This window comes from Pseudomonas sp. Os17 (genome assembly GCF_001547895.1).
Classification (GTDB): domain Bacteria; phylum Pseudomonadota; class Gammaproteobacteria; order Pseudomonadales; family Pseudomonadaceae; genus Aquipseudomonas.
In genome coordinates, this window is sequence record NZ_AP014627.1 from 906,029 (window position 1) to 921,292 (window position 15,264).

Here is a 15,264-nt window from a genome sequence, read left to right on the forward strand (position 1 = left end):
ACTCGCAGCTAACGGCGGGTCCCTCAGCCAATCGTTTGTGCTGGCGGCCGTGACCTTCGCCATCGGTCAACTGGCCAACCTGACGTTCCAGATCGTTCTCTTGAAGTCGCTGGGGGCGACCACCTACGCAGTGGTCGGCCTGGCGCACCTGCTGTTGCTGACCCTGATCTTCCTGGCCGACCTGGGCTACGCCTCGTTGTTCCTGCGAGAAGACCGCCATGCCAGCCACTGGCTGGTGACCTGGCGTTGCGCGCTCGGGCAGCGGTTGCTCGCGACCCTGGTGTTGATGGGCCTTGCCTTGACTGGCTGGGTGTTCTACAGCGATGACCAGGCCGGGCGGCAGTACCTGTTCAGCGCCGCCCCCGCCAGCCTGTTTGCGCTGTTCAATTTTTCCGCCCCGCTGATCGCGGCCGGCCAGCGTCTGCGCGGGCTGATGGCGGCGCAGATCGCCTGGCCGGCCGGGTTGCTGCTGTGGTGGCCGGTCAGCGTCAGCCTGCCCCTGTCAGCGGCTGCCAGCGCAGGGCTGGCGGTAAGCCTGGGGTATCTCACCCAGGCCATCGTCAATTTCGCCATGAGCGGTCAGCGGCTGTTGTGGTTGCCGTTATTGGGCAAAGGCCAGTTGAGGGCGGCGCTGCACCTGTGTGCATTAAGCGTGTCCGGCACCTTGCATGACCGGCTCACGCCCTTTCTGCTGGCGCCCCTGGTACCAGGGTTCATGCCGGTCTTTCTGCTGCTGAACCATGTCTTGAGTGGCCTTTCTGGCGTACAGGGCCAGTTATCCCGCCTGTTGCTGGGCCAGGCCAGCAGCGCGGGTGGTCGCCAGCGGATCGTGGCGGTGGCTTCGTTGCTGGCTTGGGCGACCGCCAACATGCTGTTGCTGGGCACACTGGCGCAAAGCCTGGAACTGCCGATCGAGTCGCGTCAGTGGCTGGCGTTGGCAGGGCTGGTGGTGTTGGCCTGGGGCCTGTCCGCCTCCAGCGGTTTTCTCGTGCTGCTGCTTATTGGCGAGCGTCGCGAAGGGCAGTTTGTGCGGCCGTTCCTTCTGGGGCTAGGTGCCAGTGCGGTGCTGCAGCTCATGGCCGCCTGGAGCGACGCGCCAGCGTCCGTGTTGTGGGCCAGGGTCGTGGGGATGTTGTTGGTGATGAGCGTATTGCTGGTCATGCTCAGGCTGCGCCCTGGGCGTTGGGGCATGCTCGCCTTGGCGGGGGCGTTGGCAACCTGCGCGGCGGCGCAAACGAGCTGGGCCACCGGCCTGGCCATCATGCTGGCGGTCCCGGCCATGATCGGTTTGCTGGGCCGGCGTCCTTGCTATATCGAACCACGTTGCACAGGGGGGATGGATGAATAGGCAGGAGTACCGGTCATGTGCGGGCTGATCGCCGTACGCGCCCTGAGCGCGGCAGCCGACCTGCAGCAACGGGCCAGCCGGGCATTGGCCAGCCTGGCCCGTCGCGGCCCCGATGCCGAGGGCCTGCTGATGGTCGAGACGGCGCCACCGACACTGCTCGGGCATCGCCGCCTGGCTATCCTCGATACCAGCCGCGCCGCCGAGCAGCCCATGCGATGCCCGATCACTGGCACGGCGCTGGTGTTCAACGGCGCCATCTACAACTTTGTCGAGCTGCGTAGTGAGCTGCGTACGCTTGGCTGTGTCTTCGTGACCGATGGTGATACCGAGGTGCTGCTGCACGGCTGGCGTGTCTGGGGCGAGGGGCTTTTCTCCCGCTGCAACGGCATGTGGGCCGTGGTGATCTGGGATGCGCCCAGTGGCGACCTGGTGTATAGCCGTGACCGGCTGGGGGTAAAACCCCTGTATCTGCATCACGACGGTCAGCAGATGGTGCTGGCCAGTGAAATCGGCGCCATTGCCCAGATGCTTGGCGGTTATCCGGCCCCGAATCCTGAAAAGTTGTTCGACTTCCTGATCACGGGCTTTTCCGAACAGGGTTCGGCCACCTTTTTCCAGGGGGTGCGGGCCGTCCCACCTGGCGTGGTCGGGCGCATGAGCCGGACCGGCCGATTCAGTCAGGCTCCTTATCACCAATGGCCCGCACCCGGCAGTGCCGAGCCGCTGTCCAGCCTGGAACTGCGGGGACTGGTGGAGGACGCGGTGCACCTGCGTCTGCAGGCGGATGTGCCGGTGGCCAGCCTGCTGTCCGGCGGTCTGGACAGCTCCATCATCACCCGGGTGGCGCTCAACGCCAGCCAGCAGCCCCGGCAGCGGCTCGACGCGGCGTTCACCTACGGCTACCGCGATGCCCAACAGCGCGGGTTCGATGAGTCGGCACGGGCCGCGCTGTTCATGGCCGAAAGTGGCCATGACGACCGGCACCACGTGCTGCGCTTTACCCCCATCCCATCGGCGGACGAGCTGATGAACCTGATCTCGGTACAGGGCGAGCCCTTCAGTACGCCCTCGGTGCTGGCCAGTTTCAGGACTTACCGGGCCATCGCCGAACAGGGATTCAAGGTGGTGCTCTCCGGCGAAGGGGCCGATGAGCTGTTCGGCGGCTATTCGGCCCGTTATCACTCGGTGGCGGCCCGAGATGCGCTCTGGTCCGGGCACCTGATGCAGGTGGTCCAGCGCTTGAGGCTGCGTACCTTTCCTGTCAGCTTGCTGTTCAACCGCCTGGTCTGGGACCTGCCTCCAGCGCTGATAGGGCCGCTATTGCGTCGTCATCGTCCGAGTGTCGGGGTGATGAGCGCCGGGTTGTGGGAGTCTCAGCAGCAGCGCCTCGCGCTGATACGCCAGCGGATGTCCAGTCCCCTGGAGCAGCGCATGCGCGAGGACCAGCTGGATAATCTGTTGCCCATGGCACTGCGTATGGCCGATCGCAACAGCATGAGTGCCGGCATCGAACTGCGTAGCCCATTCATGGACCATCGCCTGGTCGAGCGGGCGTTCCGTACGCCGGCCCTGGAGCGGATAGGGGCCGGTCTCTCCAAGTCCCTGCTGCGCGATGCATTCAAGGGGGTGTTGCCGGATCGGCTGGTGACCACGCCGAAAAGTACCGGATTCGGCCATGCCGAACAGTTCCTGGTGGCGCAGTTGCCCTGGCGTGAGCTGCTGGAGGATCTGCCTGCGCAACTGAACGACTTTGTCGACCTGAGCGCACTGCGCCGGCACCTGGCCAGGCCGCAATGTCACAGCACCCTGTGGCTGGCACTGTCAGTCGCGCTCTGGTACCGGAGCATCTATGCCTGAACGGTTCCACGACTGGGGCCTGGCGGCGGATGCCGGTCAGTGCCGTGTGTGCGGCAGCAGCGCCGCACAGCGCTACTTCTGGCCGGAGGTCTATGCCCACTCCGGGCAGGCCCTCATGCGTTGTGGCTATTGCGCCACGGTGTATCTGGCCCCCGGTTTCAGTGCAGCCGGGCTGCTGCGTTTTTATAGCGGCCCGTATCGCCGCCTGTTTCCTGCCGAAATACCTTGGCGCAGCACGGTGCGTTTTTTTGCCTGGCGTGGCGATGCCGACGTGGCGCGCAAACGGTTTGCCCTGATTGACGCGAACCTGCCGCCGCAAGGGCAACTGTTCGAAATGGGCGCAGGTTTCGGTGCCTTTCTCGGGCAGGCCGCGCAGCAACGGCCCGATCTGCAACTGAGCGCCAGCGAGCCGGACACCGCGCAACGCCAGGCCTTGCTCGGGCAGGCATCGGTGCGCTTTGTCGAGAGCCTGGCAACCCTGCCGGAACAGAGCCTGGATGCAGTGGTGGCCTTCCATGTACTCGAACACCTGATCGACCCACGCGGTTTTCTTGAACAGGCCGCGCAAAGACTGCGGGACGGGGGCCGCCTGTGGCTGGAGGTGCCAGACTTGATGAGCGACTGGCAGACCCGGCTGTTCGTCCATCCGGCACATTTGAGTTACTTCTGTGCCGACAGCCTGCGGCGCCTTGCCGAAGCGGCCGGCCTGCATGTGCTGTACTGCGGCGCCCATCCCGTCTCCGCGCTGGCGGGGACGCTGTGGCTGGAGGCGCTGCGCCCGACGACGCCGATCCGCCAGCCTGTGGCGTCGGCAGCGCAACAGCAGGTGGACGCTGTCGATCAGTGGATCTCACGGGTCGGCTGGGGGTACCGGGACCGGATCAAGGCGCTGCTCAAAGCCATGGCCATGCGTGTGCTGGGGGCGGGCTTGCTAGGCGAGTGGCAGCGCTGGCGCCAGCATCGCCGTCACTGTGCAGAGCAGGCGCGGCGATGAGGTTCAGGATCGTGTTGCTGATCATCCTCTGGGTGCACCTGGGGGATCTGGGCAGCGCCTGGCTGTATGGCGACGGTGCCTGGCCAGGCGTGGGGTTGCTGCGCAACCTGCGTGATGGATTGGTGGTGGTGCTCGCCGCGTGCTGTCTACTCAGCACCCGTCTGCCAAGCCGCCTGTTGCTGCCGCTGGTGGCCTACAGCGCCCTGGCGCTGTGCTACCTGCTGGTCAACAGGGCAAGCATGACGCCGAGCATCTTACTGGGCTCCTACGGCACGCTGATGATTCCCGTGCTGTTTTTTCTGCTGGGTTTCTACTGCGTGCGCCGCCCTGAGCAGTTGCGCAGCTGCGTCGCCTTGCTGGTGCTGCTGGGCATTGCCAGCACAGTGTTTGGCGCCTGGGAGCAGCAGCACACAACGTTTTGGACCGAGACCATTGGCTATCCGCGTTATATGCGCGATATCAAGGGCATGATGTTGGGCGCCGATTGGGAAAGCGGCTTGCCATGGAACTTCTACGGCGGCGTCGACCTGCAACGGCGGGCGGCGGGCCTGCTGGCGTCCCCCCTGGCGCAGGGCATGTTCCTGGCAGTCGTGGCTGTGGCTGCCATCGCATGGTCGGAGCGACGTGCTGGCTACCTCAGCCTGCTGCTCAGTGGTTTGCTGTTCGTGGGAATCTGGATGTCGGGAACGCGCGGCGCCATGCTCGCCGGCAGCCTGGCCCTGATCGGTTACCTGGCCACGGGGACCTCGCTGTTCCGTTACCGCGCCATACGCTGGTTGGTGGCCGCTGGCGTCTGCGGGGGGATTGCGATGTTCTCCTATGGCATCGTGCAGATGAGCATCAATTTTCTGGATGGCTCAACCATCGGCCACTGGCAGGCGTTGCAGAAAAACCTGCTGGATCTGCCCAAGGTGCTGTTGCTGGGTGCCGGCCTCGGCGCCCAGGGCGCGCAGGCGGCCCAGCAGCAACAGACGCTGATCGGCGGTGGCGAAGGGGCAATCTTCAGCATTGCGTTCCAGCTCGGCCTGCCTGCCGCCCTGCTGTTTCTCTGGTTCTACCTGAACATGGCCCTGGCCTTGTTGAACCGTTATCGTAGGCACCCTGAGCCGATGCTGCTGGCGATGTTCTGGTTGACGCTGGGCCTGTCCACCACCTTGATCAGCTCCGAGCACCTGCTCACCGTCTCCGGCACGGGCGCCTTCTGGCTGCTTTGCGGAGCCACGCTACGCAGCACCTCGTCCACTCGCTACCAAACTGAGCCCATCATCGATGAACAGCACTCCGGATAGCCGCCGCATTGAGTTTCTGGGTTGTCCTCTGGACCTGCTCAGCCCGCAGGAGATGATCGAACAGGCCCGGCACGCTCTCACGGATGGCTGTCGACTGCGCCTGGAAGGGCTCAATGTCGCCAAGCTGGTCGACGCGCGCACTACCCCGTTCCTGATGCAGGCGCTGCATGAGGCGGAGCGTGTCCATATCGATGGTGCGGGTATTTCCCTGGGACTCAAGGCGCTGGGAATCAAGACGCCACCGCGCTGCGCGGGTATCGACCTGATGGGCCTGCTGTGTGAAATGGCGGCCGCGACCGGTGCTTCGGTGTACCTGCTCGGAGCCCGCCAGGAGGTGGTTGAGTTGACGGCAGAGCGTTTGCAGGCCCGTTATCCCGGCCTGCGCATTGCCGGCCTGCGCAACGGTTACTTCACGGCCGGCGAAGAGGCGAAAGTAATTCAAGATGTCCGCGCCAGCGGTGCGGATATCCTGTTTGTCGGCATCAGCTCACCCAAAAAGGAATTGCTGCTGCACACCCACTGGTCGAACTTGGGCGTCCGGGTAGGCATGGGGGTCGGCGGCTCGTTCGACGTGCTCTCCGGCCAGTTACCTCGAGCGCCGCGCTGGGTTCAGAGGATTGCCATGGAGTGGTTGTTTCGCTTGTTGCTCGAACCTCGTCGCCTGCTCTGGCGCTACGTGCGTAGTAACAGCCTCTACTTACTGTTGCTGGTCGTTACCCGTATAAGGCTTGCGACGCGGGCCAAGGTCAGAGCCCAGTGCTGAAAGCAGGAGCAGTCATGTCTTATGAACCCTTGCGGACTTTGCTGTCCCGACCCGGCCAGGCTTTGTTGGCCCTGGGCCTGTTCGTGCAACTGAGCGGGTTTCTGTTCAATAACGACGGCAGTCGCCAGGCCACACAGGTTTACCTGTTGCTGTTCGTACCGGCGCTGATTCTGCTTATTGCCGAACGTTTTGCGCTCTCCTGGTGGCGCCAACCCAGCGCGCTGATACTGCTGGCCCTGCTTGGCTGGGTGGTGCTACGGAGCTGCTTTGACGATTCCTGGAAGGCGCCGGGCTACTTGCTGAAGGTGGCTCTGCTGATCTTGCTCTATGTGTTCGTCGTCGGCCAGCTGGTGCGCAAAGGCGTGATCGAAATTCCCCTGGCTCTCGCGGTGCTGCTCGCCTGCTGTTTTGCCTGGCTGACACTGATCGTTCAGTTCGTTGTTCTGGATAAGCCACTGGCATACGAGGTACTCAGAAGCACTGGTCGGCTGCGAGAGTTGGGCTGGCATGGTTTCGCAGATTTCTCGCATCCCATCCCGGCGGGCCTTTACTACGGGATCTTCGCCGTTCTGCTGCTCAGCGTCCTGGTGGAGCGTGAACTCAAGGCGTGGGCCTGGTTGCCTGTACTGGTCGGTCTGGCAGGCTTGTTGGTGTATGTGCTGTTGACCTTCTCGCGTGGTGCCTGGTTCTCAACCCTGGCGGGCAGCTTGACCCTGTTGGTGCTCAGCCCGCAACGGCGTGCGCGTGTCCTGCTGCTGATCGGTGCACTGTTGATACTGCTGATGATGGCGGTGTTCTGGTCGCGGGTTGAGCACGAATGGTTTTTGGGCACCAGTCAGCGCGGTCCTATCTGGCTGAACTGGCTGGCCCGTCTGCCCGAGTTCTGGGCCCTAGGAAAGGGTGCTGGAGTCAATTTGGTCTACCGCTATCCCTGGGGCGATGTGGTGTATTACGCCCACAGTCTGTACCTGCAACTGTGGTTCGAGTACGGGATCGTCGGCTTTGCCTTGTTCGTGCTGTTGCTCGGTTCTGTGCTGCGCAAGGCGTGGCGGTTGCGTGCCGATCCTGCCGCCCGTGTGGCCCTGGCGACCTTGGTGTTCGCCTTGGTGGCGATGGTGTCAGAGGTCTCGACCGTGTTCAGTCGGCCCAATCTCAGTTGGATTGTCTTGTGGCTGCCGATCGGGTTGATCATGGGGTTGAGGTCACCGGTAGAGGAGTCCTCGACCACATAGTAATCAAGACTGAGTCCGCCGGTCGCGGGCATCCCCATCTATTTGTTCATCGATGAACTCCAGTTCGAGCATGACTTCAACAAACTGGCCTATGACGTCTTCAACTTCGAAGCACTGCTCGGCGAGGCCGACCGGCACCGCATACGCCCACGACTTCCCGCCCGCTTTCAGTCAGCTCAAATAGAAGGGCCAAACCAGCAATGCTTTTCGGCATTTTCGGTAATGGAATTGCAACGTGGGGTGAAGATGTTCGCTCCGACTTTTTTGCATGTAACAGGTATACCTGGCGATAAAATTTGCCTGGGCTTCCGGGGTAAACCTGATTGCACAGTGAGGCTTGCCAGGTCTTTGGTCGAGTTGCTCGATAACCTTGGCAAAACGTTCAACTGCGATTTTGTTCGGCCAACGGTCGATATAGCGCAACTCTCGGACATCGTCGGGATATACCGCCAGTTGCAGGCGCTGAGTCCGGTCCTCGCTCCAAGAGCGAAAGTATCTGCCCATGTGAGGCCACTGGGCTTCCCGCCCTGCGAGATCCAGGGCGCTGCCGTTACCCTCACTGATCTTACTCTCCAGCCAGGCCTCCACCTCTGCAACGACGAAGTAAAGTTCTGCCTGTTTGTTTGAGCCTAATTTGATGGGGCGGGGGAAGCAGGGATCGGTTCCGCGTAGCGTTTCAAGGCCGGAACGGATCTTGTCAAAGCAGTGCTGCACAGAGGTGTGACTGATCAGGGATTTCTTTGGGGTAGGTGTCGGCATGTGTGGGGATCTGTGTATCAGTCCATACAGATTTGATACCCCTGACAGACCGCTGTAGCGTGTTTTCAAACCGGAAAAGCGCCGGAAAACGTGTTGTCGGTTGTTGAGGCAAAGGCGACAGCCAAGGATAGGTTTCGCGGGCAGGCTGTAGTTGGCATAACCGAGCCAAAACCACCCCTTTAGGCACAAAAAAGGCACTTGCGATAATCGCCAAGTGCCTTTTTTGTACTGCTTCATTTGGTGGAGCCGGGGGGATTTGAACCCCCGTCCGCCAGTACTCCGCTGTCGGTCCTACATGCTTAGCCGTGTCTATTGAGTTAACCCTCAGCGACCCGACGGGCAGGGTGCTTTGGGCGAGTTGTGTAAGTTTTAGCCGCTTCGTCCACAACGTACTGCACGGCGATTCTGTTCTATATGACAATCATTTTGGGTTTACAGACATCCCCTGATGATTGCTGGACCCGAAGGTACCAGGGGGGAAGGGCTAAGGCTGCTTACGCAGCGAGAGCGTAATCCCCGTAGGTTTCGTCATTGGCAACTATAGGAAGTTGCAACAGTGGATTTACGAGTTCTGTTACCAACTCGGCATGCACCTAAAGTTTCGCAACCGGCGTCGAATCCTAAACGGCCCCGAACCTGTTGTGCATTACCAACAGGTGGACGGATTCTACGCTAAGCGAGCGCAGAAGGCCAACCCGAAGGTTGGCCAATGCGTCGGCCTACTGATCGCCCTTGGTGTTGTTCTGCAAGCGCTGGAGCGCTTGGGTGGTCAGGGAGATGCAGTTCTTGGTGCCTTGCTCGGTGCCTTTGGCGTGCTCGGCGGTGGCTTGCTGCACCGTGGCGTCGATGTCGCTGCTCAGGTCCGAGCTCATGGCCTCGGTGCTGACCTTGGCGTCTCTGATCTTTTGCAGGTTGATCTGGCACAGGTCCTCTTGCCCGGCGGCAAACACCGGGGAGGCCAGCATCGCGGCGGTAATGAACAGTCCAGCCAGTGCGGAACGCTTCATGGTGATCTCCTTGATTGCAGGGGCTCGGTGCTGCCGGTCAACAGGACAGGCGGCCGAGTGGGGCGAAGCCCTTTTTGTGCGGGCCTGGAAAGTGGACCCTGGCCGGGTGCCGGGGTTCGGTTTTTTTTGCGATGAAACGCTGCCGCCCTTATCGCGTTCGAGCAGGTACAAAAAAGGGGCGAAACCGCCCCTTGTGTATCGCCCCTTAGGTCAGACCGCCTTGGCCCGGGTGACCCGGTCCACCAGGTAGACCAGCCCGTGATAGTCGATCCCGCCATGCTGGCTGAGGCCGATCTCACAGGTGCGGCTGGTGGAAATGCCTTCGCTGCAATACTGCACCGCGTCCTTGAGGCTGCGCAGGGAGTGGGCATTGAGTTCCGGGGTGGTGAAGCCCTTGTCGCCGGCGAAACCACAGCAGTGGATGCCTTCGGGGATCACCACATTCTTGCTGCAACGCCGGGCCAGTTCGATCAGGGCCTGGCTCTCGCCCAGGTGCTGGGTGCTGCAGGTGACGTGCACGGCGATCGGTGCTTCCTGTGGGGTGAACTCCAGGCGTTCCAGCAGGTGGGTGCGGATGAAGCGCACCGGGTCGTAGAGGTCCAGGCGCACGTCCCCCAGGTCCTGCACCAGGCGCAGGGTGCAGGGGCTGGTGTCGCAGTAGATCGGGTCGAGGCCGCCACGGCTGGCGTGCAGCAGGGCGCCGATCAGTTCCTGGCGCTTGTCTTCGGCCTGGGTGGCGTAGCCCTTGGAGGCGAAGGGCTGGCCGCAGCAGAGGTTGTCGAGGTTGTCCGGCAGTACCACTTGATAGCCGGCCTTTTCCAGCAGGCCGCGGGTTTTTTCGTAGAGCGACGATTGTTCCTTGTCGCCTGCTGCTGGCCCCATCACTCGGGACACGCAGGCCGCCAGGTACACCACTCGCGGGCGCGCGTCGCTGACGCTCGGGCTGAAGCGAATGGCCTTTTCCGGCTGGGGCATGGCGTTGTTCCACTGCGGCACCCGGCCTTTGGACAGGCGCGTCAGGCTCGCCGACAGCTTGCTCAGTCGCGGCGCCCCCAGGAGCATGCGCGCGCCGTTGGCCACGTGCAGGGTGAAGCGCGCGCCCTGCAAGGTGCTGGCGAAGTGCGAGCCGAGCCAGTCGGCGGTGCCGCTGTGGGTGGCGTGCTCGCCGCGCAGTTTTTTCACCAACTCGCCGGTGTTGATGCCCACCGGGCAGCGCTGGGCGCACAGGCCGGTGGCGGCGCAGGTATCGATGCCCTGGTACTGGTAGGCCGCTTCCAGCTCGGAGGTGTCGATGCCGGCGCGTTTGCGTGCCTGGATGTCGCGCCAGATGACGATGCGCTGGCGTGGGCTCAGGGTCAGGCCCTTGGATGGGCACACCGGCTCACAGAAGCCGCACTCGATGCACTTATCCACAATCTCGTCGGCCGCCGGCAGCGGCTTGAGATGCTTCAGGTGGATCTGCGGGTCTTCGCTGAGCACCACGTCCGGGTTGAGGATGGCGTTGGGGTCCAGCAGGCGCTTGAGCTGCCACATCAGCTGGTAGGCAGCGCTGCCCCATTCCAGCTCGACGAAGGGCGCCATGTTGCGCCCGGTGCCGTGTTCAGCCTTCAGCGAACCGCCGAATTCCACGGCCACCAGTTGCGCCACGTCGTCCATGAATGCCTGGTAGCGGTTCACTTCCTCGCTGCTGTTGAAGCCCTGGGTGAAGACGAAGTGCAGGTTGCCCTCCAGGGCGTGGCCGAACAGGATCGCTTCGTCGTAATGGTGCTTGTCGAACAGCTCGATCAGGCGGTTGACGCCGATGGCCAGCTGTTCCACAGGGAAGGTCACGTCTTCGATGATCACCGTGGTGCCGGTCTTGCGCACCGCGCCCACCGCCGGGAAGGTGTCCTTGCGGATCGCCCAGAGCTTGGCGTTTTCCTGCGGGTCTTCGGTGAAGTCCACCTGTTTTTCCACCGGGAAGGCGGCCAGGGAATTCATGATCTGCGCCAGTTGCTCGTGCAGTAGTGACGAGGACGCGGCGCGGGACTCGATCAGCAGCGCGCAGGCGTTGGCCGAGAGCTGCTGGACGAAAGCCGGCATGCCGGGCTTGTCCTGCACCGAGCGCAGGCTGCGACGGTCCAGCAGTTCCACCGCCGACACCGGCTGGCTCTTGAGCACGGTCACGGCGTTGCAGCAGGTTTCCACATCGGGAAACACGATCAGCGCCGAGGCCTTGTTCGGGTGGTCGATCACCGTGTCGTAGGTCACCGCGCTGATAAAGCCCAGGGTGCCTTCGGAACCCACCAGCAGGTGGCTGAGGATCTCCAGCGGTTCGTCGAAATCCACCAGGGCATTGAGGGACAGGCCAGTGGTGTTTTTCAGCCGGTACTTGTGGCGGATCTTCGCTGCCAGCTCGCTGTTGGCGCGGGTGCTGCGGCCCAGTTCGGCCAGGCGCTCCAGCAACGGACCATGGCTGGCGCGGAAGGCGCTAACGCTGGCCTCATCCTCGGTGTCCAGGCGCGTGCCATCGGCCAGCACCAGACGGATGCCGGCCAGGGTGTGATAGGTGTTCTGCGCGGTGCCGCAGCACATGCCGCTGGCGTTGTTGGCGACGATGCCGCCGATCTTGCAGGCGTTGATCGAGGCCGGGTCGGGGCCGATCTTGCGCCCGAACGGCGCCAGCCAGGCGTTGGCCTGGGCGCCGATCACCCCGGGCTGCAGACGAATCTGCGTACCCTGATGGCGAATCTCCTTGCCGTTCCAGTTATCCCCCAGCACGATCAGCACCGAGTCGCTGATGGCCTGCCCGGACAGGCTGGTACCGGCGGCGCGGAAGGTCACCGGCACCCGGTCGCGCTGGGCCAGCTGGAGCAGGGTGACCACTTCATCCTCGGATTCGACGCGGATCACCAGCTTGGGGATCAGTCGGTAGAAGCTGGCATCGGTGCCGAAGGCCAGGGTCGAGAGCGGGTCGTCGAAACGCCGCTCCTGGGGAATCAGTTGCTGGGCGTCACGCAGAAAAGCGGCCGGTAGGCTCATTGGTCCTCCAGGATCAGCACCACCAGGTCTTTCGGGCCGTGGGCGCCGTAAGCCAGGACTTGTTCGATATCAGCGGTCTTCGACGGGCCGGACACCAGCAGCGCGTTGGTCGGCATGCCGGCGGCCCAGTTCATCTGTTGCTGCACCTGATAGAAGTTGTCGCGGATCTCGCTGGCCTTGAGCAGGGCGAAATGCACCGGCGGCACCAGGCTCATCAGCCGCGGTTCTTCCCGGGTCGGCCAGAGGATCAGGCTGCCGGTGGCGGCGATCGCGCCCAGGGTGCCGGTGAGGCTGGCGGGGGTGTCGTTGAACAGCTCGGCCTTCCATTCTTCCACTGGCCGGTCGTAGGCCTTGAGCGCCGGCAGGTGCGGGTGCTCGGCCCAGTGCTGGGTGACCCGCTGGCCATGGGGCGTGCTCGGGGCGATCAGCAGGCTGGGCAACTGGCGCTCCTGCAGCAGCTTTGCCAGCAGTTCCGGCCAGCCGGCGGCGGTGCTCAGGTGGATCTCGGTGTGCACCGCTTCCATCTGTTTGCGCAGCTGCGGAATGCGTTGCTCCGCCGTGTAGCTGTAAGGCTCGGTGACCAGCGCCTCGTCGAAGTTATCCACAATCGGCGTGGTGCCGGTCAGGCTGTTGCGCAATTTGGCGAGGATGTTGTGTTTCGCGCTCATCAGCGATCTCCCTGCTTGTCCAGGTGCTCACGGGCCAGGTCATGCAGCGACCGGGCGGCGGGTTTGGGCGCGCTGTGGTTCTGCGTCCAGGGGCCGACGTTGCTCGGGGTGAGGGCGCGCAGCCGGGTGGCGGCCAGGGTGAACAGGCGATACAGGGTCGGCGAGCTGTTGAGACGGGCCCAGGCGTTCCAGATGAAACGTTCCTTGCGCGAGTACTTGCTGCCCTGGCCGCGCATCACTTGATGTGGACTGTCCGGGGCCTTGACGTTCTCTTCCCGCAGGCGCCGCAGCAGTGCCGGGATCGGGATCTTCACCGGGCACACTTCGCCACAGGCGCCGCACAGCGAGGAGGCGCTGGGGTGATCCGGCACCTTGGCCAGGCCCACCATGTGCGGGGTGATGATCTTGCCGATCGGCCCCGGGTAGACCTCGCCGTAGGTGTGGCCGCCGACCCGGGTGTAGACCGGGCAGTGGTTCATGCAGGCGCCGCAGCGGATGCAGTTCAGGGTCTGGCGCAGTTCGCTGTCGGCAAAGGCCTGGCTGCGGCCGTTGTCCAGCAGCACCAGGTGCACTTCCTGAGGGCCGTCCAGCTCATGCTCCTTGCGCGGGCCGGAGATCATGTTGACGTAGGTGGTGATGGGCTGGCCGAGGGCCGAGCGGGTCAGCAGCGATAGCAGCGGAACGACATCGCGCAGGTTCTCGACGACTTTCTCGATCCCGGTGACGGCGATGTGCACCGGCGGCACGGTGGTGGACATGCGCCCGTTGCCTTCGTTTTCCACCAGCAGCAGGGTGCCGGTCTCGGCCACGGCGAAGTTGACGCCGGAGACGCCGATATCGGCTTCGAAGAATTTCTGCCGCAGGACCTTGCGACCGATCTGAATGAGTTGGTCAACGTCCTTGGTGTACTCCACGCCGAGTTTGTCGTGGAACAAGGACGCGACCTGACCGGCATTCTTGTGGATCGCCGGCATAATGATGTGTGAAGGCTTCTCGTGGTCGAGCTGGACGATGAACTCGCCCATGTCCGACTCAAGGCATTCAATGCCTTGTTCAGCGAGGACATGGTTCATTTCCATCTCTTCGCTGACCATCGATTTGCCCTTGATCACTTGCCGCGCCTCGTGAGCGCGGATGATCGAGAGGACGATGCCATTGGCTTCGTCCACCGTTTCCGCCCAGTGCACTGTCACACCGTTGCGGGTCAGGTTCTGTTCCAGGCGCTCGAGCAGGTCGGGCAGCTTGGATAACGCCCGGGCGCGAATCGCATTGCCCAGGGCGCGCAGGTGTTCTCTTTCGTGGGCATCGCTGAACGAGGCCGCACGCTTGGCCATGAGTGAATCCATGGCGCTGCGAAAGTTGTTTCGCAGTTGTTTATCACCCAGGGCTTGGTGGGCCCGGGTGCGAAAATCGTCCGCCACGGTGGTGGTCGGAATCAGCTCGGGGGTGCTCATTGCGCACCTCCGGTACGTTGCCAGAGGAAGCTCGCCAGGTGCTGGCCGCGCAAGGCCTCTTGCTGTTTCTCCAGCGCGCCGTTGATGTTCATCAGGCAGCCGCAATCGGCACTCAGTACCTGATGCGCGCCGGATTCCTTCAGCGCGCGGGTCTTGTCCGCGACCATGGCGCCGGAGATGTCCGGCATTCGGACGCTGAAAGTCCCGCCAAAGCCACAGCATTCGCTTTCGTGGCTGTGTTCTACCCGTTCCACATTGCTCAGCTGTGACAGCAGCTCACGGCCGTGCAGGTGGGTGTTCATTTCCCGACGGGCCGAGCAGGAGGTGTGCAGGGCCACCTTGACCGGCGCGCCGCTGTCCTTGAGCTGCACCTTGCACACGTGCAGCAGGAACTCGGCCAGCTCATAGGTGCGGGCAGCCAGGGCCTGCACCTGTTTCAGGGTTTCGGGCTCGTCTTTGAACAAGTCCGCGTAATGCTCGCGCAGCATGCCTGCGCAGGAACCCGAGGGCACCACCACCGGATAGTCACCGGCAAACAGCGCCAGTTGCGAGCGGGCCACGGTGCGCGCCTGCTCGGTGTAACCCGAGGTGTAGGCCGGTTGGCCGCAGCAGCTTTGCCCTTGCGGGTAGTCCACGCGAATGCCTTCGCGTTCCAGCAGGTGAATCGCATCCATCCCGGCTTCGGGATAGAACAGGTCGACCACGCAGGTGCCGAACAGGTAGACCCGCGCAGGTTTCGCGCTGGGGTACTGCCGGGGTTCGGCCAGCGGCGGTGCGACGCGGGTCGCATTGGGCACGGCGTTGTAGAAAAGCTCGCTCATCAGGCGTGTCTCCGGGTGGTCCCGGTTATTCGTCCGTTGCGGCGGCTGAAA

The 15,264-nt window shown here is 63.3% G+C and carries 12 protein-coding genes and 1 other RNA gene; 6 read left to right on the top strand and 7 right to left on the bottom strand.

Annotated elements, in window-relative coordinates:
* Positions 1–49: 49 nt before the first annotated feature.
* Genes POS17_RS04015 through POS17_RS04040 form a run of 6 tightly spaced genes read left to right on the top strand, consistent with a single transcriptional unit; the run spans position 50 to position 7,483 of the window.
* Positions 50–1,348, top strand: coding sequence for a hypothetical protein (locus POS17_RS04015; RefSeq protein ID WP_129405367.1), 1,299 nt, complete (start codon positions 50–52; stop codon positions 1,346–1,348).
* A 15-nt stretch (positions 1,349–1,363) separates the two neighbouring features.
* Complete coding sequence (gene asnB, locus POS17_RS04020) at positions 1,364–3,205, top strand: asparagine synthase (glutamine-hydrolyzing) (RefSeq protein ID WP_060837465.1); 1,842 nt, start codon at positions 1,364–1,366, stop codon at positions 3,203–3,205.
* Positions 3,198–4,199 (top strand): class I SAM-dependent methyltransferase, encoded by a 1,002-nt coding sequence (locus POS17_RS04025; RefSeq protein WP_060837466.1) that lies wholly within the window; start codon positions 3,198–3,200, stop codon positions 4,197–4,199. The genes asnB and POS17_RS04025 overlap by 8 nt, the downstream gene beginning before the upstream one ends.
* On the top strand, positions 4,196–5,488 hold the full coding sequence (locus POS17_RS04030; RefSeq protein ID WP_060837467.1) for a hypothetical protein: 1,293 nt from the start codon (positions 4,196–4,198) through the stop codon (positions 5,486–5,488). The genes POS17_RS04025 and POS17_RS04030 overlap by 4 nt, the downstream gene beginning before the upstream one ends.
* Positions 5,469–6,251, top strand: a complete 783-nt coding sequence (locus POS17_RS04035; RefSeq protein WP_082729816.1) for a WecB/TagA/CpsF family glycosyltransferase — start codon at positions 5,469–5,471, stop codon at positions 6,249–6,251. The genes POS17_RS04030 and POS17_RS04035 overlap by 20 nt, the downstream gene beginning before the upstream one ends.
* 14 nt (positions 6,252–6,265) lie before the next feature.
* Complete coding sequence (locus POS17_RS04040) at positions 6,266–7,483, top strand: O-antigen ligase family protein (RefSeq protein ID WP_060837468.1); 1,218 nt, start codon at positions 6,266–6,268, stop codon at positions 7,481–7,483.
* 171 nt (positions 7,484–7,654) lie between these two features.
* On the opposite strand, the gene POS17_RS32610 is transcribed toward POS17_RS04040, so the two are convergent.
* The 7 genes from POS17_RS32610 to POS17_RS04075 form a co-directional block, all read right to left on the bottom strand.
* On the bottom strand, positions 7,655–8,479 hold the full coding sequence (locus tag POS17_RS32610; protein ID WP_430523201.1) for a DUF3987 domain-containing protein: 825 nt from the start codon (positions 8,477–8,479) through the stop codon (positions 7,655–7,657).
* A 1-nt stretch (position 8,480) separates the two neighbouring features.
* Positions 8,481–8,874: a transfer-messenger RNA gene (ssrA, locus tag POS17_RS04050) on the bottom strand.
* 87 nt (positions 8,875–8,961) lie between these two features.
* The gene (locus POS17_RS04055) at positions 8,962–9,249 is read right to left on the bottom strand and encodes a hypothetical protein (RefSeq protein ID WP_016967212.1); all 288 of its coding nucleotides are present in this window, start codon (positions 9,247–9,249) and stop codon (positions 8,962–8,964) included.
* 210 nt (positions 9,250–9,459) lie between these two features.
* On the bottom strand, positions 9,460–12,270 hold the full coding sequence (locus POS17_RS04060) for an FAD-binding and (Fe-S)-binding domain-containing protein (protein WP_060837470.1): 2,811 nt from the start codon (positions 12,268–12,270) through the stop codon (positions 9,460–9,462).
* Positions 12,267–12,938 (bottom strand): LutC/YkgG family protein, encoded by a 672-nt coding sequence (locus POS17_RS04065; protein WP_060837471.1) that lies wholly within the window; start codon positions 12,936–12,938, stop codon positions 12,267–12,269. Before POS17_RS04065 ends, POS17_RS04060 begins: the two co-directional genes overlap by 4 nt.
* A complete protein-coding gene (locus POS17_RS04070; RefSeq protein WP_060837472.1) occupies positions 12,938–14,392 on the bottom strand; it encodes a LutB/LldF family L-lactate oxidation iron-sulfur protein in 1,455 nt (484 codons plus the stop codon). Before POS17_RS04070 ends, POS17_RS04065 begins: the two co-directional genes overlap by 1 nt.
* Entirely contained in the window at positions 14,389–15,213 is an 825-nt protein-coding gene (locus POS17_RS04075; RefSeq protein ID WP_060837473.1) for a (Fe-S)-binding protein, read from the bottom strand. Before POS17_RS04075 ends, POS17_RS04070 begins: the two co-directional genes overlap by 4 nt.
* Positions 15,214–15,264 lie beyond the last annotated feature (51 nt).